The organism is Klebsiella sp. 2-CIP_Kleb. (assembly GCF_050378715.1).
Classification (GTDB): Bacteria; Pseudomonadota; Gammaproteobacteria; order Enterobacterales; family Enterobacteriaceae; genus Klebsiella; species Klebsiella quasipneumoniae.
The window spans coordinates 726,584-749,080 of sequence record NZ_JBNRLG010000001.1 but is presented as its reverse complement, the minus strand read 5'-3'; the positions used below and the strand labels follow the sequence as shown (position 1 = coordinate 749,080).

The 22,497-nt window shown below is 61.3% G+C and carries 19 protein-coding genes and 1 pseudogene; 14 read left to right on the top strand and 6 right to left on the bottom strand.

Features of this window, described 5'->3' with window-relative positions:
- The first annotated feature begins 2 nt into the window (after positions 1–2).
- The 4 genes from ACQUTP_RS03750 to ACQUTP_RS03735 are packed head-to-tail and all read left to right on the top strand — an operon-like array spanning position 3 to position 3,769.
- Positions 3–977 (top strand): ABC transporter substrate-binding protein, encoded by a 975-nt coding sequence (locus ACQUTP_RS03750; RefSeq protein WP_004203042.1) that lies wholly within the window; start codon positions 3–5, stop codon positions 975–977.
- Positions 974–2,011 (top strand): ABC transporter substrate-binding protein, encoded by a 1,038-nt coding sequence (locus ACQUTP_RS03745; RefSeq protein WP_032456230.1) that lies wholly within the window; start codon positions 974–976, stop codon positions 2,009–2,011. The genes ACQUTP_RS03750 and ACQUTP_RS03745 overlap by 4 nt, the downstream gene beginning before the upstream one ends.
- Entirely contained in the window at positions 1,992–2,987 is a 996-nt protein-coding gene (locus ACQUTP_RS03740; protein WP_017901272.1) for an ABC transporter permease, read from the top strand. The genes ACQUTP_RS03745 and ACQUTP_RS03740 overlap by 20 nt, the downstream gene beginning before the upstream one ends.
- On the top strand, positions 2,981–3,769 hold the full coding sequence (locus ACQUTP_RS03735) for an ABC transporter ATP-binding protein (RefSeq protein ID WP_017901271.1): 789 nt from the start codon (positions 2,981–2,983) through the stop codon (positions 3,767–3,769). The genes ACQUTP_RS03740 and ACQUTP_RS03735 overlap by 7 nt, the downstream gene beginning before the upstream one ends.
- A gap of 121 nt (positions 3,770–3,890) precedes the next feature.
- Here ACQUTP_RS03735 and ACQUTP_RS03730 read toward each other — a convergent pair whose 3' ends face one another.
- Positions 3,891–5,963, bottom strand: a complete 2,073-nt coding sequence (locus ACQUTP_RS03730; RefSeq protein WP_285754928.1) for a TonB-dependent siderophore receptor — start codon at positions 5,961–5,963, stop codon at positions 3,891–3,893.
- 505 nt (positions 5,964–6,468) lie between these two features.
- Between ACQUTP_RS03730 and ACQUTP_RS03725 the strand changes: the two genes are divergently transcribed.
- The 9 genes and pseudogenes from ACQUTP_RS03725 to ACQUTP_RS03685 all read left to right on the top strand — a co-directional run bounded on the left by ACQUTP_RS03725 (position 6,469) and on the right by ACQUTP_RS03685 (position 14,510).
- Positions 6,469–7,290, top strand: a complete 822-nt coding sequence (locus ACQUTP_RS03725) for an ABC transporter ATP-binding protein (protein WP_023318512.1) — start codon at positions 6,469–6,471, stop codon at positions 7,288–7,290.
- Positions 7,287–8,312: a FecCD family ABC transporter permease gene (locus tag ACQUTP_RS03720; RefSeq protein ID WP_285754925.1), complete on the top strand. Its 1,026-nt coding sequence runs from the start codon at positions 7,287–7,289 to the stop codon at positions 8,310–8,312. Before ACQUTP_RS03725 ends, ACQUTP_RS03720 begins: the two co-directional genes overlap by 4 nt.
- On the top strand, positions 8,309–9,361 hold the full coding sequence (locus ACQUTP_RS03715) for a FecCD family ABC transporter permease (RefSeq protein ID WP_060655985.1): 1,053 nt from the start codon (positions 8,309–8,311) through the stop codon (positions 9,359–9,361). Before ACQUTP_RS03720 ends, ACQUTP_RS03715 begins: the two co-directional genes overlap by 4 nt.
- Positions 9,351–10,328 (top strand): ABC transporter substrate-binding protein, encoded by a 978-nt coding sequence (locus tag ACQUTP_RS03710; protein WP_074194065.1) that lies wholly within the window; start codon positions 9,351–9,353, stop codon positions 10,326–10,328. The genes ACQUTP_RS03715 and ACQUTP_RS03710 overlap by 11 nt, the downstream gene beginning before the upstream one ends.
- Positions 10,294–11,227 (top strand): annotated as a pseudogene (locus ACQUTP_RS03705) (MurR/RpiR family transcriptional regulator). The gene ACQUTP_RS03710 and the pseudogene ACQUTP_RS03705 overlap by 35 nt, the downstream one beginning before the upstream one ends.
- A gap of 92 nt (positions 11,228–11,319) precedes the next feature.
- Positions 11,320–12,087 carry a basic amino acid ABC transporter substrate-binding protein gene (locus ACQUTP_RS03700; RefSeq protein ID WP_004203029.1) on the top strand — a complete coding sequence of 256 codons (768 nt, stop codon included), beginning with the start codon at positions 11,320–11,322 and terminating at the stop codon, positions 12,085–12,087.
- Positions 12,088–12,150: 63 nt separating this feature from the next.
- Positions 12,151–12,915 carry an amino acid ABC transporter permease gene (locus ACQUTP_RS03695; protein WP_004151161.1) on the top strand — a complete coding sequence of 255 codons (765 nt, stop codon included), beginning with the start codon at positions 12,151–12,153 and terminating at the stop codon, positions 12,913–12,915.
- Positions 12,902–13,624: an amino acid ABC transporter ATP-binding protein gene (locus ACQUTP_RS03690; protein ID WP_002908374.1), complete on the top strand. Its 723-nt coding sequence runs from the start codon at positions 12,902–12,904 to the stop codon at positions 13,622–13,624. The genes ACQUTP_RS03695 and ACQUTP_RS03690 overlap by 14 nt, the downstream gene beginning before the upstream one ends.
- 298 nt (positions 13,625–13,922) lie before the next feature.
- Positions 13,923–14,510, top strand: coding sequence for a DUF1062 domain-containing protein (locus ACQUTP_RS03685; protein WP_428902366.1), 588 nt, complete (start codon positions 13,923–13,925; stop codon positions 14,508–14,510).
- 129 nt (positions 14,511–14,639) lie between these two features.
- Here the strand turns inward: ACQUTP_RS03685 and ACQUTP_RS03680 are convergent, their stop codons facing one another.
- The 4 genes from ACQUTP_RS03680 to ACQUTP_RS03665 form a co-directional block, all read right to left on the bottom strand.
- Positions 14,640–15,032 carry a VOC family protein gene (locus ACQUTP_RS03680; protein ID WP_100051296.1) on the bottom strand — a complete coding sequence of 131 codons (393 nt, stop codon included), beginning with the start codon at positions 15,030–15,032 and terminating at the stop codon, positions 14,640–14,642.
- A gap of 36 nt (positions 15,033–15,068) precedes the next feature.
- A complete protein-coding gene (locus ACQUTP_RS03675; RefSeq protein ID WP_060655980.1) occupies positions 15,069–16,301 on the bottom strand; it encodes a multidrug efflux MFS transporter MdtM in 1,233 nt (410 codons plus the stop codon).
- 562 nt (positions 16,302–16,863) lie between these two features.
- Entirely contained in the window at positions 16,864–17,298 is a 435-nt protein-coding gene (locus ACQUTP_RS03670; RefSeq protein ID WP_017899595.1) for a VOC family protein, read from the bottom strand.
- 115 nt (positions 17,299–17,413) lie between these two features.
- Complete coding sequence (locus ACQUTP_RS03665) at positions 17,414–18,613, bottom strand: MFS transporter (protein ID WP_048324548.1); 1,200 nt, start codon at positions 18,611–18,613, stop codon at positions 17,414–17,416.
- 296 nt (positions 18,614–18,909) lie between these two features.
- On the opposite strand from ACQUTP_RS03665, the gene ACQUTP_RS03660 reads away from it, so the two are divergent.
- The gene (locus tag ACQUTP_RS03660) at positions 18,910–20,067 is read left to right on the top strand and encodes a M20 aminoacylase family protein (protein ID WP_004203021.1); all 1,158 of its coding nucleotides are present in this window, start codon (positions 18,910–18,912) and stop codon (positions 20,065–20,067) included.
- Positions 20,068–20,109: 42 nt separating this feature from the next.
- On the opposite strand, the gene fdhF is transcribed toward ACQUTP_RS03660, so the two are convergent.
- A complete protein-coding gene (gene fdhF, locus ACQUTP_RS03655) occupies positions 20,110–22,260 on the bottom strand; it encodes a formate dehydrogenase subunit alpha (RefSeq protein WP_285754921.1) in 2,151 nt (716 codons plus the stop codon).
- Between the last annotated feature and the right edge of the window lie 237 nt (positions 22,261–22,497).

Sequence of the window (22,497 nt, the reverse complement as noted above, 5' to 3'; positions counted from 1 at the left end):
CGATGCGTCTATCATTCTCAGGCCGGGTGGCGGCAGCGCTGATGCTGCTGGCGCTGGGCGGTTACGCGACGGCGCAGGAGCGGCTTACCCTGCGCATCGCCGATCAAAAAGGCGGCATGCGTTCGCAGCTGGAGGCGGCCAACGCCCTGCAAAATCTCCCTTACGACATTAAGTGGGCCGAGTTCCCGGCCGCCGCACCGCTGGCGGAAGCCCTTAACGCGGGCGCGGTGGACGCGGGGATCATCGGCGATGCGCCGCTGCTCTTCGCCCTGGCTAACGGCGCGCCGGTGAAAGCGATTGCCGTGGACAAAAGCAACCCGGCGGGGACCGCAGTGCTGGTTTCCCCCGGCAGCGCGATAAAAACCGCCGCCGGGTTAAAAGGCAAGCGCATTGCCACCGGCAAAGGGTCGATTGGTCATTTCGTGGCGCTGAAAGCGCTCGAGCAGGCGGGCATCTCGCCGAAGGAGGTGCAGTGGGTGTTCCTCGGCCCGGTGGACGCCAAAGTGGCGCTGCTTAACGGTTCGGTGGACGCCTGGGCGACCTGGGAGCCCTACACCACCCAGATGGTGAAGACCAACGAGGGGCAGATCCTGGTGAGCGGCAAAGGGCTGCTGCCGGGGAATACCTTCCTTGCGGCAACGGATTCCGCGCTTAACGATCCGCAAAAGCGCGCCGCGCTGCAGGATTATCTCCAGCGCCTGGCCGGCGCCGAGCGCTGGGCCTACGCCAATCTCGACAGCTACGGCAAAACGCTGGGGGAGATCATCCGCTTCCCGGCGGAGATCGCCCGCGCACAGTTTGCCAACCGCCAGTCGCAGTGGCAGCCGCTGGCAGAGGAAACCGTGACCCAGCAGCAGGCGACGGCGGACTTTTATCTCGCCAACGGCCTGATCCGCACCCGGCTGGACGTGAAGCCGACCTTTGACCCCAGCTTTAGCGTGCCCGCCGCGCCGGCCCACGCGGAGGTGACGCCATGAGCCGATCCGCTTTTTCCCGCCGCCGTTTTTTACAGCTTAGCGGCGGCCTGGCGCTGGCCGGGGTTTCTCTGCCGCTGTGGGCTCACGATATGGCGGAGATGGCCAGCGGCGATGCCCATCCGGCGCTGCGCCTGCCAGAGCCGTACAAGATCAAGCTGGCGATCAATAAAAGCGCGGTATGCCTCGCGCCGGTCGCCGTCGCCGAGCAGCAGAAGATTTTCAGTAAATATAACCTCGACGTTGAGTTTGTTAACTTCGGTAACTCCACCGATGTGCTGCTGGAGGCGATCGCCACCGGCAAGGCCGACGCCGGGGTGGGGATGGCGCTGCGCTGGCTGAAGGCGCTGGAGCAGGGTTTTGACGTCAAGCTCACCGCCGGGACCCACGGCGGCTGTCTGAACCTGCTGACGGCCAAAGACTCGCCGTTCGGCGGCCTCGAGAGCCTGAAGGGACAAACCATCGGCGTCACCGACATGGCCGGGCCGGATAAAAACTTCTTCGCCATTCTGCTTAAGCGCCACGGTATCGACCCGATCAGCGACGTGCAGTGGAAAGTCTACCCGGCGGATCTGCTCAGCGTGGCGCTGGACAAGCGCGAAATCGCCGCCATCAGCGGCAGCGAGCCGTTCAGCTATCGGCTGCTGGAGACCGGCAAGTATCAGCTTGTCGCCAGCAATATGACCGGAGATTATGCCAACCTCAGCTGCTGCGTGCTGGGGGTGAGCGGGAGCCTGGCGCGGGACCATAAACCGGCCGCCGCGGCGCTCACTCAGGCGATCCTTGAAGCGCACAGCTATGCCGCAGAACACCCGGAAAGCGTGGCGCAATCCTTCCTTGCCCATGCGCTCAATACCAATGAAGCGGAGGTGAGCGGCATTCTGCACGGGCAGGGGCACGGCCACCACGCGGTGGGTGAGGCGTTCGTGAAAGAGCTGACGCAGTACGCGGTCGACCTGCAGCGGGTGCAGGTGATCAAACCGGGCACCGATCCCCATCAGTTTGCGGAGAGTATCTATGCCAACGTCTTCGCTTGAGCAGGCTCTGGCGCGCCCCACCGGCCGCGCGCCGCTGTGGGGAGAAGGGCTGCTGGCCGCCGCGCTGTGGCTGCTGGGCGGTCTGTTTACTCTGACCTGGCCCGATGCCGGGCGGCGCTGGCCGTTTAGCGAGGGCTGGGCGCTGGCGCAGTTCACCTTCGGCGGCGGCTTGCTGCTGCTGGCGCTGAGCTATCGCTACTGGCGAGCGCGCGGCGCGCGCGTGCGGCATGCCGGCAAGTGGCTGGCGCTGCTGCCGGTGCTGTTCGCTGCCTGGGAAGGGCTGACCGCCAAGAGCGGCGTGCTGCCGGTGCCGTTTTTCGCGCCGCCGCAGGCGCTGATCGAGGTGCTGCATGATGACTGGCCGCGTCTGCTCGACAGCCTGTTGCACTCCCTGGGGCTGCTGGGGCTCGGCGTGCTGCTCGGCACCAGCAGCGGGTTCATCACCGGTCTGGCCATTGGCTGGTCGCAACGGATTGGCTACTGGGTCCATCCGGTGTTACGCCTGCTGGGGCCGGTGCCGTCTACCGCGCTGCTGCCGCTGTGCCTGTTTATTTTTCCGTCAAGCTTCGGCGCCAGTGTGTTTTTGATTGCGCTGAGCACCTGGTTCCCGGTCACGGTGCTGACCTGGTCCGGGGTCATTGGCATTGACAAGGCATGGTACGACGTGGCGCGGACCCTCGGCGCCAGCCAGCGTTTCCTGATCCTGCGGGTGGCGATCCCCGCCGCGCTGCCGAACGTCTTTGTCGGCCTGTTTATGGGGCTTGGCGCGTCGTTTTCGGTGCTGATTGTGGCTGAAATGGTCGGGGTGAAGTCGGGGATCGGCTTTTACCTCCAGTGGGCCCAGGGCTGGGCGGCCTATCCCAATATGTACGCCGCGCTGCTGGTGATGGCCTTGCTGTGCTCCGGCCTGATTAGCGGATTATTTATGCTGCGCGATAAGCTGCTGAGCTGGCAGCGGGGAGGGATGCAATGGTAACCGCGACGTCAGGTTCGCAGACGATAGCGCGCGGCGCGGCGGTATCGATAAGCCATCTTCATCACGCGTTTACGCTCGGCAAACAGGCGGTGCCGGTGCTGGAGAATATCAGCCTGCAGCTGCGGCCGGGGGAAAGCGTGGCGCTGCTGGGTCCTTCCGGCTGCGGTAAATCCACCCTGCTGCGGCTGCTGGCCGGGCTGGAAGCGCCGCAGAGCGGACAGATGCAGTTCGACGGCGCGCCGCTCGGCGCTCCGGGGCCGGAACGCATACTGGTGTTTCAGGATCCGACGCTCTATCCGTGGCTGACGGTGCGGCAGAACGTACTGCTGGGCCCGCAGGCGCAGGGCAAAAGGGGGCTGGAAGCCAAGGCCGACGCGCTGATTGACCGCATCGGGCTGCAGGCCTTCAGCGAGGCGTGGCCGCGGCAGCTGTCAGGGGGGATGGCGCAGCGCGCCGCGCTGGCGCGCGCGTTGTTGAACGAGCCGCGCCTGCTGCTGCTCGACGAACCGCTGGGCAAGCTGGACTCGCTGACCCGCATCAGTATGCAGCGGGAGCTGATCGCCCTCTGGCAGCAGCAGGGTTATACCAGCCTGCTGGTGACCCACGATATCGAAGAGGCGCTGCTGCTGTGCGAGCGGGTGCTGGTGATGTCGCCGCGTCCGGGGCGGATTATCGCCGAGTTCGCCTTGCCGCTGGCCTTTCCCCGCCATCGCGATAACCCGCAGCTGCTGCAGCATCGTCAGGATATATTGCGCATCCTCGGCCAGGAGGAGGACTGGTAAGGTGAACGCATTGCCCGGTGGCGGCTGCGCCTTACCGGGCCTACGAACTCGAGGGGAAGGACCGTAGGCCGGTGCAAGCGCAGCGCCGCCCGGCAATCGACATCCGTTGCCAGGGTAAGGGTTAAAAATCCATCTTCACCGTGAACTGCACCTCACGTGGATCGCCAATCTGGTTACCGAGGTTATTGGTGCCGATGGAAGAGGTGTAATAGGTCTTATCAAACAGGTTCTTCACGTTCACCTGCAGCGTCACCGGATACTGCAGCTTCATCTTATAGGCGGCGAACACATCCGCCACCGCATAGCCCTGCAGATAATAATCCGCGCCGTTGGTGCCGGAGCGCTTGCTGACCGCATGACCGCCGCCGCCGACGGTCAGGGTATTGCTGTTATAGACGTTATGAATGTCATAGGTCAGGAACAGCGAGCCGGTATGTTTCGGTACGTTTGGCAGCGGTTTCCCGGCGTAATCCGGATCTTCCAGCACTTTGGCGTCGGTGTAGCCGTAGCTGGCGATCACGCTGAGGTTATCGGTGATGGACCCGGCCAGGTCCACTTCCACGCCCTGGGAACGCACCTTGCCCGCGGTTTTCGCCACCGTCTCATCACCAATACTCTCGGTGTACAGCACGTTGCGCTTATGGATATCAAACAGCGCGATATTGGCGGTAATGCCCTCCAGCAGGTCGAATTTGGCGCCCACTTCGTAGGCGGTGGACTCTTCCGGCGGCAGCTCGCCGATATAGCTGGCGATCGACGACTGCGGCATAAACGACTGGGCGACGTTGGCGAACAGCGACACGTTCGGCGTCACTTTGTAGACCAGGCCGGCTTTCGGCGTCCATTTCTCATCGCGGCTGTCGGTATTGACGTTAAACGGTCGGCCTTTACCGGCGTACTGGGTGTAATACTGGTAGCGCACGCCGGCGACGGCGATCCAGTTGTCGGTGAGGTACAGCGCGTCCTGCACGTAAGCGGCATAGCTCTCCTGCTGGATCCGCTGATCGCTGTCGGACGCGGAGACGGTATTGCAGGTGTCCAGGGTGCCGTAGACCGGATGATAGATGTTAAAGCCTTTCACGTTCTTGCAGCGCAGCATATCGGTGCGCAGCAGATCGTAATTCTCATAGGCGACGCCGGTCAGCAGTTCGTTATAAAAGCCACCCACCACCACGTTGCCCTGCAGGTCGGCGCGGGTCGAGTGCATCTTCTGCGTGGAGCCATGGGTACCGTCAACCCGGCGGGTGAGGTTGCCGGTCGCCGAATCATAGGCCACCACTCGCGCCTGGTTATCGTTGTAGTGATCCTGGCTGTAGCTGTAATCGAAGCGCGCGGTCCAGGCGTCGTTAAGGCGATACTCGGCGTTGAGCTGGGCGAGGTCGGAATAGCCATCGGTAATATTAAAGGCTTCATCGAAGCGGGTTTTGCGATCGACGTTCACCGCATGCCCGGTATTGAGATCGAAGATAGTGCCGCGGTCGAAGGGGGCGCTGTAGTCGCGGTGCGAATAGGACGCGGTCACCGTCGCCCGGTCGCCAAACCAGGTCAGGGAAGGGGCGATAAAGCGGCTTTTGTTTTTACCAAAGTTGCGCCAGTAATCCTCATTCTGATATTCGCCGATCAGCCGGTACGCCAGATTCGTGCCTTCGATGGGGCCGGTGACGTCGACGCTGCCGGTGCCGCCGCCAAAGCTGGTGGACGTCGCGGAAACCGAACCAGAGAACTGCCGCTCAGGCCGATTGGTGATGACGTTGATCAGCCCGCCGGGGTCGAGGATACCGTACAGCGTCGAAGCTGGCCCCTTCAGGACTTCCACCCGTTCGGTGGCGGCGTTAAAACTGCGCGGCAGCACGGTGCGCAGACCGTTGGTCATGATCGAGCCGTCGCGGTTGGCGCCGAAGCCGCGGCGGGTAAAGGCGTCCTGGGTGCCGCCAAGGGTGTTGGTCTGCACCACGTTGGCCACGTTATACAGCGCCTCATCGAGCGAGGTGGCGTGCTGATCTTCGAGAACCCGATCGCTGACGGTATTCACCACCTGCGGAATATCCAGCAGCGGCATTGAGGTCAACGTCGCGGTAGAGGAGCTGAGCGGTTGATAGCCGCTGGTGGCGCTCTGCCGGGCGTCGTTGGCCACCACGGTGATGGTCTCTTCCGCATCGTTGTTATCTTTCGCCGCGTGATTTTCTGCGGCCATTAATCCCGGTGAGGCCAAAAAAAGAAGCGAAAAAAGCGCCCGCCCTTGCAACGAGGTGAAGGCGACATGGGGTTGAGTCATTATCTTTTTCTCGTGAACGAATCTGCCTTTGCGGTCAGATAAAGCCAATAAAATCATTGCCCTGAATAATAAAAACACGTGGTTTAGCGTCTGAACGCGCCTTTATATGTGTAATTGAGAATCATTCAACCATGAAGGAATGTAGTAGTAAACGTTATGCAAGATAAAATTTCAGCGGCGAGGAACAGGACGTTTTAAACGCCTCCAGTAGGGAGCATTATGTAGTTATCTATTTGATATTATTTTATTTAAATTATTTTGCGTTGGCGCAGCCTCGCTGTAGTCAGCGTCCCCGCAGGAAGACGATGGCGACTATTGACTACTACATTCATCCCCGTCATGATCAAAAGAGAATGAGATTTATTTTGATTTGACTGCAGAATGTCCAGCCATCGCCTGGAACGCTGCGGCGCAGGAGCGAGTTATGCCACAGCGGGTGACACCTGCAGAGCAGGGGATCGTACTGGATGCCCTGTCAGCCGGCTACGGCCAGACCCTGATCGTTGACGACATCAACCTGACCATCCCCAGCGGCAAAATGACGGTGCTGGCAGGGGCGAACGGCTCCGGCAAATCCACGCTGTTGTCGACTATCGCCAGGATGCTGAAGCCGCTCGGCGGCTGCGTGCGTCTGGACGGGCAAGCCATTCATCAGATGCCGACGAAGGCCGTCTCGCGCCAGCTCGGCATCCTGCCGCAATCGCCGCTGACCCCGGAAGGGTTAACGGTTTTCGAGCTGGTCTCGCGTGGGCGCTATCCGTGGCAGGGTCTGATGCGCCAGTGGTCAGACGCCGATGAGCTGGCGGTGGAGGAGGCGCTGCGCTTAACGGGCACGCGCGAGTTCGCTCATCTGCCGGTGGACAGCCTCTCCGGCGGCCAGCGTCAGCGCTGCTGGATCGCCATGGCGCTGGCCCAGCAAACGGCCACCATTCTGCTCGATGAGCCGACCACCTGGCTCGACCTGCGCTATCAGGTCGATATTCTCGAGCTGCTCCAGACCCTGACCCGCGAACATGGCCGCACGGTGGTGACGGTGCTCCATGACCTCAACTTTGCCGTGAACTACGCCGATCTGCTGGTGTTTCTCAAACAGGGGCGCATCGCCGGTACGATTAGCGACAACGAAGCCTGTAGCCCTGAGCTGATTAAACGCGTGTTTGACGTTGACGTGCAGATGTCGATTAACCCGCAAACCGGCAAACCCTTCTTTATGCCGTTTCGCGCCCGCCAGGCGGCGGCGCAATGAGCGTGACTATCCTGCTTTCCGCGCGGCGGCGCGCCCGTCCCCGACTGGCGCTGCTCCTGCTTACGCTGCTGCTTATCGCCGGTTCGCTGGTGCATCTTGGCCTGGGCGCCCGCTGGATCGCCCCGCAGACGGTGCTGCAGGCGCTGCTGGAGTACAATCCGCGCAATTTCGAGCAGCGGATTATCGTCGAACTGCGCCTGGTGCGGCTGGCGGCGGCGCTGCTGACCGGCGCGGTGCTCGGCGTCGCCGGGCTGCTGCTACAGACGGTGATCCGCAACCCGCTGGGCGAGCCGCATATCCTCGGCCTTAACGCCGGCGCGTCGCTGGCAGTGGTGGCGACCTCCGCGCTGGGGCTCTCTCTCGGCGCTTTCCCCGCCGCGCGGCCGCTGACCGCCGCCTGCGGCGCGGCACTGCTGTTCGGCGGGGTGATGGTGCTGGCCTCTGCCGGTCGCGGCGGAGCGACGCCGCTGCGCATCACGCTGTGCGGGGTAGCGCTGTCGGCGTTTGCGTCGGCGGTGACGGCGGCGATATTAATTCTCGATGAACAAACGCTGCTGGCGATGCGCACCTGGCTGGCGGGCGATCTGGCCGGGCTGAACTGGAGCACGCTGTGGACGGCGCTGGTCCCGGCGCTGATCGGCCTTGGCGTCGCGCTGTTCCTTGCCCCGCGCCTTAACGTGCTGGCTCTGGGGGATAAGGTGGCGCTGGGCCTCGGCGTGAACCTCGTCCAGACGCGGCTGCTGGGCCTGCTGGCGATTGCGCTGCTCTGCGGCGCGGCGGTGGCGGTGGCCGGACCGATCGGCTTCGTCGGGCTGGTGGTGCCGCACGTGGTGCGCCGTCTGGTGACGGAAGATATCCGCCTGGCGCTGCCCCTGGCGGCGCCGGTAGGGGCGCTGGTGCTGCTCCTGGCAGATATCGCCGCCCGGACGCTGGTCGCGCCGCAGGAGCTGGCCACCGGGGCGATGACCGCCCTGGTGGGCGCACCGCTGTTTATCTTTATCGCCGCGAGGTTTTTTAAATGACGCGCGCCGTTCACCGGGCCGGTTTTCGGCCGCTGCTTTTCGCTTCCCGCCAGCTGCTGCTGCGCCCGGCGGCGCTGAAAATTGCCGCCTTCATGCTGCTGATGCTGCTGGCGCTCGGGCTGTACAGCCTCAGCCGCGGCAGCTATCCGCTGCCCGCATCGACGCTGGCGCAGGCCCTGCTGGCGCCACAGGAGATGGGCGAGCAGCCGCGCTTTATTCTGTTTGATATCCGCCTGCCGCGGATCCTGATGGCGCTACTGTGCGGGGCCATGCTGGGGCTGGCCGGCGCGGCGATGCAGAGTATCACCCGCAACGGGCTGGCCGACCCGGGGCTGATCGGCGTTAAAGAGGGGGCCAGCATCGTGGTCCTGGCGCTGGTGCTGTTTTTCCCGGCGGTAGGCCTGGTCTGGCGGCCGCTGGCGGGGATGGTCGGTGGCGTGGCGGTGGCCCTGCTGGTCCTGACGCTGGCCCGCGACTGCTCGCGGCCGCGCTTTATTTTAATTGGCATCGGCGTCTCCTGGACCCTGGCGGCGGCGGTCGGCATCTTTATGACCACCGCCGACGTACGCGACGTGCAGACGGCGATGATCTGGCTGGCGGGCAGCCTGCAGGCCGCCACCTGGCCGCTGCTGGCGGTGGCCTTTTGCTGGGCGCTGCCCGGGGCCATCATCCTGTTCTGTACCGCCCGGGCGGCGGACGCGGCGCTGCTGGGCGACCGAACCGCCATCGGCCTCGGGGTGCGTCTGCAGCAGTTGACTCTGCTGCGCTTTTTCGCCCCGGTGCTGCTGACCTCGGCCAGCGTCTCCTGCGTCGGCAGCCTGGGCTTTGTGGGCCTGATGGCGCCGCATATGGCGCGTTTCGTGCTGCGCGGCGGCCAGGTCTCGCTGCTGAGCGGCAGCGCCCTGATTGGCGCCTTGCTGGTGCTGGCGACCGATACCCTTGGCCGGTTGGCGTTTGCGCCGCTGCAGATCCCGGCGGGGATTGTGATTGCCCTGGTGGGCTGCCCGTTCTTTGTTGTCTTGCTCTGGCGTCGCCGTGATGCCCTTTAATCAGGAAGGTATTATGCGTTGGTTCGTCTCATTGCTGCTGTTGCTGACGGGGGCCGTCAGCGCCGCCGACCCACATACTCAAACTTTTACCGATGATTTAGGCCGCACGGTCACCGTCCCGCTGCATCCGCAGCGCATTGTTTCGATGCACGATCTCGATATTACTATTCCGCTGATTGAGCTCGGGGTACCACCGATCGCCAGCCACGGCCGCACGCGCCCGGACGGCAGCCACTATCTGCGCTCCAGCGCCCAGCTCACCGGTGTCGATTTCGATAACAGCGATATCCGCTTTATTGGCACCGCCGATATCGATCTGGAAGCGGTGGCTGCCGTCAGGCCGGATCTGATCATCACCGAGCCCAGTCGCCACGTGTCGGTGGAGCAGCTGGAGAAGATTGCCCCGACGGTGAGTATCGACCATCTGCAGGGCAGCGCCCCGGATATTTACCGCAAGCTGGCCCAGCTGACCAGCACCCAGCCGCGGCTGGCGATCCTTGAGCGCCGTTATCAGGAACAAATCAAGCAGCTGAAAGCGATGGTCAACCCTTCTCAGTACACCGTCTCGGTGATCCAGGCGAACAATGGCAAGGTCACGGTGCATCATTCGTATCATGCCCTGGGCCGGGTGCTGCGCGACGCCGGGTTCCGCTTTCCGCCGCTGATTGAGCGGATCCCCGATGGCCAGCGTATTGACGTCAGCGCGGAACAGCTGCCGGAGCTGGACGCCGATTTTGTCTTCGCCACCTGGCGGTCGGATACCGGCGGCAAGCCACAGGATGAGCTGCAGGCGATGGAAGCGGTGATGCCCGGCTGGTGCGATTTTATGCGCGCCTGCCGCACCGGGCACTATATTTTACTGCCGCGGGAGGAGGTGATCTCCAACTCCTACGCCGCGCTCTCCCTGATGGTGGCCCAGGTGCAGTCGCATATTGCCGGCAGGCCGCTCCCGGCGGAGGCCAAATGAAAAGCGCGATAAAAAAAGAGAAGGGCAAAGTCGACCTGTTCGGCGAACGCTATCGCGCCCGGGCGCACCAGCTTTCCCCCCGGCTACGGGCCGTGGTCAGCTATATCAACGACAACCGCGAGGTGGTGCTGGAGCAGACGGCAATGGAGATCGCCGCTGCGACCCAGACCTCCGACGCCACGGTGGTGCGCGCCATCCAGGCGCTGGGCTTCGCCGGGCTGCGCGAGCTTAAGCAGACCATGGAGCGCTGGTTCGGCACCTCGGTCACCTCGGCGGAAAAGATGCGCTCCACGGTCACCGCGCTCTCCAGCGACGTCAATTCCAGTATTGATTTTGTGCTGGAAGGCCATCAACGGGTTTGCGAGGTCCTGTCGCGGGCTGACAACCGCGCGGCGGTGGCTCAGGCGGTGGCATTGCTCAGCGACGCACGCCAGGTGGGGATCTTCGGTATCGGCGCCTCGGGGATCCTCGCCGAGTACACCGCCCGGCTGTTCAGCCGCATTGGCCTGCCGGCGTATGTGATGAACCGCACGGGTTTCAGCCTCGCCGAGCAGCTCATCGGCCTGCAGCGCGGCGATGTGCTGATCATGATGGGGCAAAAATCGCCCCATCGTGAGGGGATGACCACCCTGCGCGAGGCGAAGCGCTTGGGTATTCCGACCATCCTGCTGACCCAGGCGGTGGACTCGCGCTTCAGCCAGGAGGCGCAGGTGGTGATTGACGTCCCGCGCGGCGGGGACAGTAGCCGGATGCCGCTGCACGGCACGGTGCTGGTCTGTCTGGAGATGATTGTTCTGTCGGTGGCCTCCACCACGCCACAAAAAACGGTGAAATCCCTGAAGCGAATCAACGACCTGCACCGGGCCATTGGTAAATCCGGCGGTAAACGCGGCAGTTGATAAGATAATTCACCAGCGGGAAGGTTTCCGGTTGCATATAAAAGTCAGTGTGTGTATTTTTATGCAAAATAAATGCATAAAAAGGAAATCTCATGGTCAAGAATTTGCTCAAAGCGTGTTTCATGATGGCCGCGCTGACGGCAGCCGGACAGGCGGCTGCGGAAACCTATACCGTCGGCTCCGGCGGCACCTACCGGCCGTTTGAATTTGAAAACAGCCAGAAACAGCTGGAAGGTTTTGACATCGACATCATCAAGGCCATCGCCAAAGCCGAAGGCTTTGACGTCAAGCTGGTCAATACCCCCTGGGAAGGCATCTTCGCCACGCTGAACACCGGCGACCGCGACATCATCATCTCCGGGATCACCATCACCGATAAACGCAAACAGATGGTCGATTTCTCCGCGCCGTACTTCCCGGCTGAGCAGTCTATCGTCGTCGCCCAGGACTCGAAGGTGGATTCGCTGGCGGCCCTGAAAAACGAGAAGGTCGGGGTGGTGAACTCCAGCACCGGCGATATCGTGGTTTCTGAGGTGCTGGGCAAGAACAGCACGGCGATCAAGCGCTTCGACAATACCCCGCTGATGCTCCAGGAACTGTTCGAGGACGGCGTCAGCGCCGCGGTGGGTGACGTCGGGGTGGTGAAGTACTACATCAAACAGCACCCGGAGAAGCAGTTCAAGCTGGTGCCGGATGCCAAATTCGAACGTCAGTATTTCGGTATCGCGGTGGCGAAAGGCAACAGCGAACTGCTGGGCAAAATCAACGCCGGTCTGCAGAAGATCGTTGCCGACGGGACTTACGCCAAAATCTATAAAACCTGGTTCGACGACAACGTGCCGACGCTGCCAGCGCAATAAGCCACCTTTTTCTGTGACCACGGCTATCGCCCAGGCGATAGCCGTATTTTTTAGGGAAGGACTATGACGGGATTCCGTTGGGAGATCATCGAGGAGTACGGCCCGCTGTTTGTGGACGGCGCCCTGATGACGATTAAATGTACCATTATCTGCGTGATCCTCGGGACGCTGTGGGGGTTAACCCTCGGTCTCGGACGGATGGCGAAGGCCGAGCACGGGCCGTGGAAATATATTCTCCGCTACCTGGTGCAGTTTCCGGTGCGCTTTTACGTTAGCGCCTTCCGCGGTACGCCGCTGTTCGTGCAGATCATGGTGGTGCACTTTGCGCTGGTGCCGCTATTTATCAACCCGCGCGACGGCCTGCTGGTGACCAGCGGCCTGATGAGCGCCGACTTTGCCCGCGAGCTGCGCGCCAGCTACGGGGCGTTCCTCTCCTGCATCGTGGCGATCACCCTTAACGCCGGGGCCTATGTGTCGGAGATTTTCCGCGCCGGCATCCAGTCGATCGACAAAGGGCAGATGGAGGCCTCCCGCGCGCTGGGCATGCCGTGGTGGAAAACCATGCGCAAGGTTATCCTGCCCCAGGCGTTTCGCCGCATTCTGCCGCCGCTGGGCAACAACGCCATCGCCATTGTTAAGGACTCGTCGCTGGCCTCGGCGATTGGCCTGGCCGATCTGGCCTACGCCGCGCGCACCGTCTCCGGCGCCTACGCCACCTACTGGGAACCCTACCTGACCATCTCCCTGGTCTACTGGGTGATCACCTTCCTGCTGGCGCAGCTGGTTAACCGTCTGGAAAAGAGGTTTGGCAAAAGTGATTCACATTAATAATTTACATAAGCGCTTCGGCGACAGCCACGTGCTGCGCGGCATCAGCTGCGATATTAAACCGCAGGAAGTGGTGTGCATCATCGGCCCGTCCGGCTCGGGGAAAAGTACCTTCCTGCGCTGTATGAACGCCCTGGAGACGGTCAGCGAAGGCGAGGTGGTGGTCAACGGCTTTGCCGCTCACGACCGCACTACCGACCTCAACAAGATGCGCGAAAGCGTTGGCATGGTGTTCCAGCGCTTTAACCTGTTCCCGCATATGACGGTGCTGGAAAACCTGATTATGGCGCCGATGAATCTGCGCAATATGCCGCGCCAGCAGGCGGTCGACCTGGCGGAAGCCTTGCTGGCGAAGGTGGGCTTAAGCGATAAGCGCGACGCCTGGCCCTCGAGCCTGTCCGGCGGCCAGCAGCAGCGGGTAGCCATCGCCCGCGCGCTGGCGATGAAGCCGTCGATTATGCTGTTTGATGAGCCCACTTCGGCGCTGGATCCGGAGCTGGTGGGCGACGTGCTGGAGGTAATGAAAAACCTCGCCAGCGAGGGGATGACCATGGTGATCGTGACACACGAAATGGGCTTTGCCCGCGAAGTGGCCGACCGGGTGATCTTCATCGACCAGGGCGTGATTCAGGAAGAGGGCAAGCCGGGGCAGATCTTTAGCGCGCCGAGCAACCCACGCACCGCCGCGTTTCTCAGCAAGGTGCTGTAAACCGAGCGGGCTGGCGCGATGCCAGCCCGCTGAGCATTCCGGGTGTATTGACGAAGCTTTTAATCATCCACGCAAACATTGACAGGGCTCATATATCCCGCGATAACCCCTTTGTTAATCTCAGGGTGTCGATTAGGACTTCTCCAGGAAAATAACGTTGGAAATCTTTTTTTAACCCACTGAAAAATAGCGATTAACTATTTTTCATACGCCAAAAATCATGGTCCGTTAATCACGGACTCGGTTTCGTATGGGTTAAAAAAGGTACGTTATGACAGTTACATGGACGGTCACGCCCGTGGGGTATCAGCACATTGCCAAACGCTGCCCCGCCTGCAATGTAAAACGCGACTTCGCACCTTCCGGCGCCATCCGGGTGAATTCGCAAAAAAAGCTGCTGAATATCTGGAGCATCTATAAATGCACGCACTGCGATTACACGTGGAATATCGCCCTGTTTTCCAGGCTGCATGTCAGCAAGATAAACCGTAAACTGCTTCAGCGCTTGATGCAGAACGATGCAGCTATGGTCCACTATTACGCCGCTGACCTCGCGACCCTGAAGCGCAACGGCGCCGAGCCGTCGGGGCATCGCGGATTTCGTATTCATGAGCAATGGTCGGTGACGCTGATGGCGTGCCCGCGGATAACGGTGCGCGTCAGAGTCAGTCAGCCGTTTCGCATCAGCCTGCTATCAATACTGAAAAAACAGCTCAAGCTGAGTACGGCTGAAATCCGGTGGTTGGTCGCGACAGGGCATATCGAGGGTATTCCATTCAAACATTTCAAGACGAAAAAGCTGAAGGCGATGGAATATCATTTTCAACTGGCGGCGGAAACGCTGTATGCGCGACGCCGGATTACGTTATCACTTCGCGGTAGATAACTCGTCGGGGAGAGAAGTCGTAGCGCTTTAACCGCGGTTTTTCGTTATTCTCAATGAAATCAGGACGGCGAAGTCGGCCGTCCTGAATGACGCATTACTGCCTGAAAAAGGCACTTCCGCTGCAGCCATTCAAACTGCAGACGCATAATAAACAAACGCCAGCTTATTGCCGTCGGGATCGCGGACGTAGGCGCTGTGAAAGCCGTTGCCATATTGTGGGCGGTGACCGGGAGCGCCTTCGTCACGTCCGCCGAGTTGCAGGGCGAGGGCATGCAGTTCCGCAATATGTTCGACGGAGCGGGCGTTAAGCGCCACCATCGTTCCATTACCCACCCCGGCAGGCTGCTGGTCAAAAGGAACGCCCACGCACAGCCCACAGGTGTGGTTGCCATTGAAGGTGCCCCATGATGCTCCCTGTTCGTTACGGCCGGCTTTGGGGTGCCCCAGCAATGCCATTAACGGGTCATAGAACTCGATGGCGCGTGGTAGATCGTTCGTTCCCAGCATCATGTATGAAAACATAGTGTTCTCCTGTTGTGGGCAAAAAGGCGTAAACCTTCAGGCTGGCTGAAGGAGATGTTGTTGACGGAGTTTTAACAAGCGCGAGACCAGCATGATGACGACGATTCCCGCTATCAGCGCCAGGCAGTGAAAAGCTATTCTGCCGCCAGCCTGGAAGTAAACCCAGCGCGCTACTTCCACCGAGGCTGCCATAAAACTGAGCGCCACAATGTTGATGGTGGCTGAAACCGTCCCTTTCGGCAGGGAGTGCGAAAAAAGCGCAAAACGGAATAATACGGGGAACAACAGGCCTGTTCCGAGGGCATAGAGACTTGTCCCTGAAACGGACCACCACCAGGTATGGGGCCACGCAATATTTCCCACCAGTAATACCAACAACCCGGTCAGCTGTATCGGGATAGTGCGCCAGATAAAGCGGGGAGAAGTCGGATCCTTGATAAAACGGGCCACGATGATACTGGCAATAATAACGCCGCTAAAGACAGGCACCTGGGTCCAGGCATAGGCGCCGCGCGACATCCCGCCGTCATCGATCAGGATCACCGGAGAGAGTGCTACCCAGGTGATTATCGGCAGGTTACTGAATGACAACGCCAGCGCGCCAGTCAGCACTACCGGCTGTTTAAAGGCGCGGACAAAATCGGAAAATACCTCTTCCGGACGAAACCCCCGGCCCTGAGGGGTGACCGTCTCTGGCATGTTAAAAATCAGTAACGCCCAGGCCAGTAAGCTCATTGCGCCGATGATCGCAAACAATAACTTCCAGTGCAGGAAATTCATCAGGCCAGCGCCCGCCAGGGGCCCGATTACCGGCGCCAGCAAAACGATGGATGTCAGCGCCGCCATAATGCGGATAGACTCTTTTTCATCAAAAGCCTCCTGGATGGAGACATAGCCGACTGTCGAAATGAAGCAGATACTGGTTCCCTGGATAAAGCGGGCGATAAGATATTGATCAATCGAAGTGACAAAGATCATGCTGAAGCAGGCCAAAGCAAAGATGATGGCTCCGGTCAGTAGTACGGGGCGGCGACCGATGCGGTCGGAGAGCGGCCCCAGCAGCCACTGTAATGCCAGCCCCCCGGCTAAATAGAGACTGACAGAAGCCGGGGCTAACGCAACATCAGCCTCAAATTCCCGGATGATGTGGATAATACCAGGTTGAATGAGATCGGTAGTCAGATAAGCAGAAAAATCATAGATAACCATCGCCAGCGGAAACAACAAGATTCTGCTAAAACGGATATGCGGTTCCAACGCTAATTTCATACGCGAAGACTCCCTGGTCGGTGACGGTTTCCCTGGTATCGGGGCCTGGTTGATGTGGATCCCTTGCGGCTGTCGTCACAGGCTGGCCGGGGAATGACAAACCGAAAGATAAAATTCGCCTGGCGACGGTCATTGGGTACGGCAACGCAACGGCATGCAGAGGGAGTGATCGAGCATGGCAGAGGGATAACGCACCGGGTGAACTGGCTGGGGGTGACGTTTCTTATGCGAGGGAGGGGGCTCGCTGCCATCGCGTGGATGTGGAGCGTTTGTCCGCAGGGGACGAGAATGAATAAAGTCGCTTGCTCCTGAGGGAAAACATTCATACCGGGAAACCTGTATCATCATGGGCAAAATAGGCGAACATTCGCCAGTGTCCGCATTCGATTTCAGCGCAGTGATAATCAGTCCGGCCAGTCATGGTCGGAAGTCTGATTATCAGATGATTAGGTTTTCCAGCATCGACGCCTCAGCTATGGGTATGAATTATTCATTAAGGAAATGATAACACCCACATTTATTATGGGAATCGCGTAGGTAAGAAAATGTGACTTTCGCCCGCTTACTGCGTGAAGCTGATCGCAACAGACCCGGCGCTGCGCTCAGCCTCGCCATGGTAGACCGCCTCAATATTATTCCCCTGCGGATCCAGCACAAAAGCGGCATAGTAACCAGGATGATAGTGTCGTTCGCCAGGCGCGCCGTTATCGCGGCCGCCATGGGTCAGCGCCGCATGGTAAAAAGCGTCCACCCTGTCACGATCTCTGGCCTGGAACGCCAGGTGGTGGCGTCCTGTCAGTTTCCCGGCAGCCTCCGGGCTGTGGCGTGAGGCCACCACCAGTTCGTCGGCCAGCAAGTAGTCATTAGCAGTGGTAATAACCGGGATCTCCAGCGCCGACAGTACGGCAGTATAGAAGTCTTTGCTTGCCTCAAAGTCTTCGACAACCAGCAGGATATGATCGATCAATCTGCCACGATGTAACGTCATGCTTTCCATGGAATTTCCTCTCGGCAGGGGGCCGGCAATGGTTATAGCAGTGAGCCAGCAAGAACAGGATTCCCTCAGGTAAGGGCCATAAAAAAAGGGCTGGCGCCAGGCCAGCCCGTCAGGACTACTGCGCGGACTCCGTCGCTTCGTCCATGTCGTCTTCCTGCTCGCTGGCGAGCAGGATTTTCTCGTTTTTGCACAGACACTGAATCAGCAGGAACAGCACGCCGCTGGCCACCAGGGTGGCGATCAGGCCATCGTAGCCGGTGATGCCGATCAGCATGCCGCTGACTACCGGCCCGGCGACGCTGCCGGCGGACCAGAAAAAGCCGAACAGGGCGTTAATCATAATCAGCTTCTGTCCGCTGAAGGTTTTCCCCGCCCGCACCAGCGACAGGGTATAAAGCGCCCCCGCCGCGGCGCCCAGCAGCAGGCAAATGGCCATCAGCTGAATGCGCGAACCGAGCATCAGCGGCAGGGCCAGCAGCGACAGGCTGAAAACCACCGCGCAGGCCAGATGCACGCGGCGAATGCCGACCCGGTCGGCCAGCCAGCCGAGCGGGGTCTGGAACATCGCATCCCCGGTAAGCACCACGGTCACCAGCAGCACCGCCATTCCTTCATTAAGCCCTTTATCCATACCGTACAGCGGCAGCAGGGCGAGGATGCTGGCGTCGAAGAAGGCGAAGCAGAAGACCCCGGAGGCCAGTACCGGCAGGAAGGCGCCGAGGCTGCGCCAGCTGGCGCGCTCCCCAAGGCTTTCGCGGGTGCCGGTGGGCAGATGGCGCAGCATCAGCAGGCAGACGGCGGTGACCGCGACGATCGCCATCAGCGCCGAGGCCTGCCAGGCAGGGCCGACGGAGATCAGCAGCGGCCCGGCCAGCTGGCAGCCGGTAAAGGCCGAGGCGTAGATACCGGTGAGGGTGGCGCGCTGGTTGCCTGCCGCGCCGCCGGTGATCCAGCTTTCACCGAGGACGATAATGACCCCGGAGGCCAGGCCGGTCAGCAGGCGCGGCAGCAGAAGCAGCGTCATATCGGTGGTCATGCATGAGGCGATGGTCGCCAGCGCCAGCAGGATCAAACTGCCGCTCAGCAGCACGCCCATCTCAACGCGCCGGCACAGCGCAGGAGAGAGGAAAGAGGAGATCATCATGCCGGCGGGCGGCAGGGCGGCCAGCAGGCCGACATACAGCGGCGCGATCTGCTGCTGCGCCAGCTCAAGACTGATTAACGGCACCGTATAGCCGGTGATAAATCCCACGAGCGACGCGGCCATGATCATCGCCAGCGTGGGAGCAAGACGATTCTGGTCTGGGTTAAACATTTTATTTCCGATGACGGAGAGGTCAGTAGTGGATCCTTCGGCAAATTGCCGTCCTGAGCTGCATAATAATTAATCGCCTGGCCGTTGTCACCGTTGAAATCACTACCAAAAAAGGGCCGCCGGGCGACGGCAGGCCTGTACGCCGCGCCGCCGCCGCATTTCGTGACGTTGTCAGCGTGTTAGCGACAGGATATAACGGAGGGAGCGGCAGCGACCCGACGCCGGTGAGCGACGGGTAAAAACGCAACGCATGACCAAATTATTCAGCATTACGCTATGCAGGAAAGGAGTAATACATGGCCGTATCGCCGTCACTGATCGCCGAAGCCACAGGCTGGCGACGTGAGTTTCACGCCGCGCCTGAGCTCGGATATCAGGAGCAGGAGACCTCGCGCCGCGTCGCCGAGCTGCTGGCCTCGTTTGGCCTGCAGGTTCATCGCGGGCTGGCCGGCACCGGCGTCGTGGCGACGCTGGAAAACGGCCCCGGGCCGGTCATCGGCCTGCGCGCCGATATGGACGCCCTGCCGATCACCGAGCTGGGGAGCGTCAGCTACCGTTCGCGCCGCGCCGGGGTCATGCACGCCTGCGGCCACGATGGCCACACCGCGATGCTGCTGGCGGCCGCCGCCCATCTGGCGCAGACCCGTCAGTTCAGCGGCACCGTCCACTTTGTTTTCCAGCCAGCGGAAGAGAACCTCGGCGGCGCGCGCAAAATGGTGGAGGAGGGATTATTCGAACGCTTCCCGATGGATGCGATTTACGCGCTACATAACTGGCCGGGGATCCCGCTTGGCGAAGTGGCGCTCAGCGATGGCGCGATGATGGCCTCCCTCGACGCCTTCGAGATCACCCTGCGCGGCAAAAGCTGCCATGCGGCGATGCCGGAGAGCGGGGCCGATCCCATCGTCGCTGCGGCGCAGCTGATTATGGCGCTGCAGACCATTCCCTCCCGCCGCCTGTCGCCACAGGATTCGGCGGTGGTCAGCATCACCCAGATAAACGGCGGCGAGGCGATCAACGTCCTGCCGGATACCGTGGTGCTGCGCGGCACCTTCCGCTGCCTGAGCAATCGCGTTCGCGCCCGCGTGCGGGAGCTTATCGAAAGCTATGTGGCGACCCAGCCGCAGGTGTCCGATGTGCAGGGCGAGATTAGCTGGTTTCCGGGGTATCCGGTGACCAAAAACCATGCGCCGCAGGCGCAGCTGCTGCGCGAGGTGGCGGTCGCCACCCTTGGCGCGGAGGCGGTGCGCTGGAACCAGGCGCCGTCGATGGCCTCTGAGGATTTTGCCTGCATGCTGGAGGCCTGTCCGGGGGCCTATTTCTGGATCGGCACCGATGGCGAAACGCCGTCGAAGCCGCTGCATAACGCTAGCTATGACTTTAACGATGCGCTGATTAGCCACGGGGTGGCGATGTGGGTGGCGCTGGTGGAGAAACAGCTGCCGGCGGCGTAACCCACCGGCAGCGGCAGCAGGGAGCGCGCGCGCTCCCTGAGGTCAGACGTCGGCGGCGGCTTTCAGTCGCGCCTTCATGTCGCTGTAGGCCGTCCAGGCATAGCGCTCCGCCCACTGCTGGTCGGCTATCGCTTCCACTTTCACCGCACAGTATTTGGTTTCCGGCGTTTTGGAGATCGGATCGAGGTTATCCTGGGTCAGCTCATTGCAGGCGCCCACCCACCACTGATAGGTCATATAGACCGCGCCCGGGTTGATGCGATCGCTGAGGTCGGCGCGGGTGATGACTTTCCCGCGTCGGGAGCTGACCCACACCAGCTGTTTGTCAGCGATCCCCAGCCGTTGCGCATCCACCGGATTCATCTGCACCCGTCCCGGCTCGTCGGCCAGCGACTGCAGCGCGGCGCAGTTGCCGGTCATCGAGCGGCAGGAGTAGTGCCCCACCTCCCGCACCGTGCAGAGCACCAGCGGCCATTCATCATCCGGACGCTCCGCCGGCGCGCGCCAGGCGGTGGCGAACAGCTGCCCTTTACCCGATGGGGTGTCGAAGCGGTTGTCTTTATACAGCCACGGCGTGCCGGGGTGGTCGAGGGTCGGGCACGGCCACTGAACATGGCCCATATCGCCCATTTTCTCCCAGGTCACGCCGTAGAAAAGCGGGCAGAGCTCGCGCATCTCGTCCCAGATCTGCTGGTTGTTCTCATAGTGCATCGGATAGCCCATTTCGCTGGCCAGCAGACTGATGATCTCCCAGTCGCGCTTCACATTCCCCGCCGGAGGGATTGCCTGTTCAAACCGCTGAAACCCGCGATCGGCGCAGGTGAAGACGCCGCCGTGCTCGCCCCAGGAGGTGGCCGGCAGCAGGACATCGGCAATCTCCGCCGTTTTGGTCATGAAGATGTCCTGCACCACCACGAAGTCCAGCGCCTCGATGCCTTTGCGCACCAGGCCGAGGTCGGCTTCGGTCTGCAGCGGATCTTCGCCCATGATGTAGTAGGCTTTGATCTCGCCGGTCAGCGCTTTATGCGGCACTTCGGTGATGCGGGTGCCGACCTGGTCATCCATCTGCGTCGGGTCGATCCCCCAGGCGGCGGCGAATTTGGCCCGCACGGCGGGGTCGGTGACCTCCTGATAGCCGGGGAACAGGTTCGGCAGCACGCCCATATCGCAGGCGCCCTGCACATTGTTTTGTCCACGAACCGGGCCCACGCCGACGTTCGCCCGCCCCAGGTTGCCGGTGAGCAGCGCCAGGCTTGCCAGGCCGCGCACCACGTCCACCGCCTGGCCAAACTGGGTGACGCCCATGCCCCACATAATAGTGGCGGAAGGGGCGGCGGCGAAGATGCGCATCGCCTCACGGATCGCCTGCGCGCTGACCCCGACAATCGCTTCCACCGCTTCCGGGGCGTAATCCTTCACCGCCTCGCGGTAGGCGTCCAGCCCTTCGGTGTAGCGTTCGACATAGGCTTTGTTGTACAGCTCCTCCTCCAGCAGCACATAGCCGAAGGCGTTCACCAGCGCCATATTGCTGCCGTTGTTGAGCTGCAGATGACGGTCGGCTATGCGTGCGGTTTCAATGCGTCGCGGATCGCAGACGATGATCTTAGCGCCGTTTTCCCGGGCTTTGATCACCCGGCGGGCGACGATGGGATGGGAGTCGGCGCAGTTGTAGCCAAAGACCAGCAGGCACTTCGAGTTTTCGATGTCGCTTATCGAGTTGCTCATCGCCCCGTTGCCCAGCGCCTGCTGTAGCCCGGCGACGGAAGGGCCGTGGCAGACGCGGGCGCAGCAGTCGACGTTATTGGTGTTCAGCACCGCGCGAGCGAACTTTTGCATCACATAGTTGGTTTCGTTGCCGGTGCCGCGCGAGGAGCCGGTGGTCATGATGGCGCGCGGGCCATGCTTCTCTTTGATCTCCCTGAGCTTGCTGGCGGTATAGCGAATCGCCTCCTGCCAGCTGACCGGCGTAAAGGCGCCGCCTTTCTGGTAGCGGATCATTGGTTGTTTAAGACGGGGCGTCAGGAGCTGCGTGTCGTTCAGAAAATCCCAGCCGTAATAGCCTTTCAGGCACAGCTGGTTCTGGTTGGTGACGCCGTCGGCGGCTTCCGCGCGAATGATTTTATTGTTGTCGACAACCAGTTTAAGTTTGCAACCCGCCCCGCAGTAGGGGCACACGCTCGTGATTTTTTTCATCAGTAACAGACCTGTTAACAGTGAACAGAGGATCGCTGTCGCGCCGGGCCCGACGGGCAACGATCGCGGTATCGCCTGGTGGTGATGCGGACGCAGGCCCGCTGCGCTATGCAGGTCTCGTGCCAGATTTTAATGTGTTGATTTATAATGAAAAACTTCAGATGGATGATGACGGGAGCGTGACCTCGTCACTAATGACGATGACGCAGAGCGCCGACGTCAGACGCTCTGCGGGGG

Bases quoted from the DNA above. Each gene is read 5' to 3' on its own strand.
- ACQUTP_RS03750 (WP_004203042.1), top strand. From the start codon at position 3: ATGCGTCTATCATTCTCAGGCCGGGTGGCGGCAGCGCTGATGCTGCTG.
- ACQUTP_RS03745 (WP_032456230.1), top strand. From the start codon at position 974: ATGAGCCGATCCGCTTTTTCCCGCCGCCGTTTTTTACAGCTTAGCGGC.
- ACQUTP_RS03740 (WP_017901272.1), top strand. From the start codon at position 1,992: ATGCCAACGTCTTCGCTTGAGCAGGCTCTGGCGCGCCCCACCGGCCGC.
- ACQUTP_RS03735 (WP_017901271.1), top strand. From the start codon at position 2,981: ATGGTAACCGCGACGTCAGGTTCGCAGACGATAGCGCGCGGCGCGGCG.
- ACQUTP_RS03730 (WP_285754928.1), bottom strand. From the start codon at position 5,963: ATGGCCGCAGAAAATCACGCGGCGAAAGATAACAACGATGCGGAAGAG.
- ACQUTP_RS03725 (WP_023318512.1), top strand. From the start codon at position 6,469: ATGCCACAGCGGGTGACACCTGCAGAGCAGGGGATCGTACTGGATGCC.
- ACQUTP_RS03720 (WP_285754925.1), top strand. From the start codon at position 7,287: ATGAGCGTGACTATCCTGCTTTCCGCGCGGCGGCGCGCCCGTCCCCGA.
- ACQUTP_RS03715 (WP_060655985.1), top strand. From the start codon at position 8,309: ATGACGCGCGCCGTTCACCGGGCCGGTTTTCGGCCGCTGCTTTTCGCT.
- ACQUTP_RS03710 (WP_074194065.1), top strand. From the start codon at position 9,351: ATGCCCTTTAATCAGGAAGGTATTATGCGTTGGTTCGTCTCATTGCTG.
- ACQUTP_RS03700 (WP_004203029.1), top strand. From the start codon at position 11,320: ATGGTCAAGAATTTGCTCAAAGCGTGTTTCATGATGGCCGCGCTGACG.
- ACQUTP_RS03695 (WP_004151161.1), top strand. From the start codon at position 12,151: ATGACGGGATTCCGTTGGGAGATCATCGAGGAGTACGGCCCGCTGTTT.
- ACQUTP_RS03680 (WP_100051296.1), bottom strand. From the start codon at position 15,032: ATGTTTTCATACATGATGCTGGGAACGAACGATCTACCACGCGCCATC.
- ACQUTP_RS03675 (WP_060655980.1), bottom strand. From the start codon at position 16,301: ATGAAATTAGCGTTGGAACCGCATATCCGTTTTAGCAGAATCTTGTTG.
- ACQUTP_RS03670 (WP_017899595.1), bottom strand. From the start codon at position 17,298: ATGGAAAGCATGACGTTACATCGTGGCAGATTGATCGATCATATCCTG.
- ACQUTP_RS03665 (WP_048324548.1), bottom strand. From the start codon at position 18,613: ATGTTTAACCCAGACCAGAATCGTCTTGCTCCCACGCTGGCGATGATC.
- ACQUTP_RS03660 (WP_004203021.1), top strand. From the start codon at position 18,910: ATGGCCGTATCGCCGTCACTGATCGCCGAAGCCACAGGCTGGCGACGT.
- fdhF (WP_285754921.1), bottom strand. From the start codon at position 22,260: ATGAAAAAAATCACGAGCGTGTGCCCCTACTGCGGGGCGGGTTGCAAA.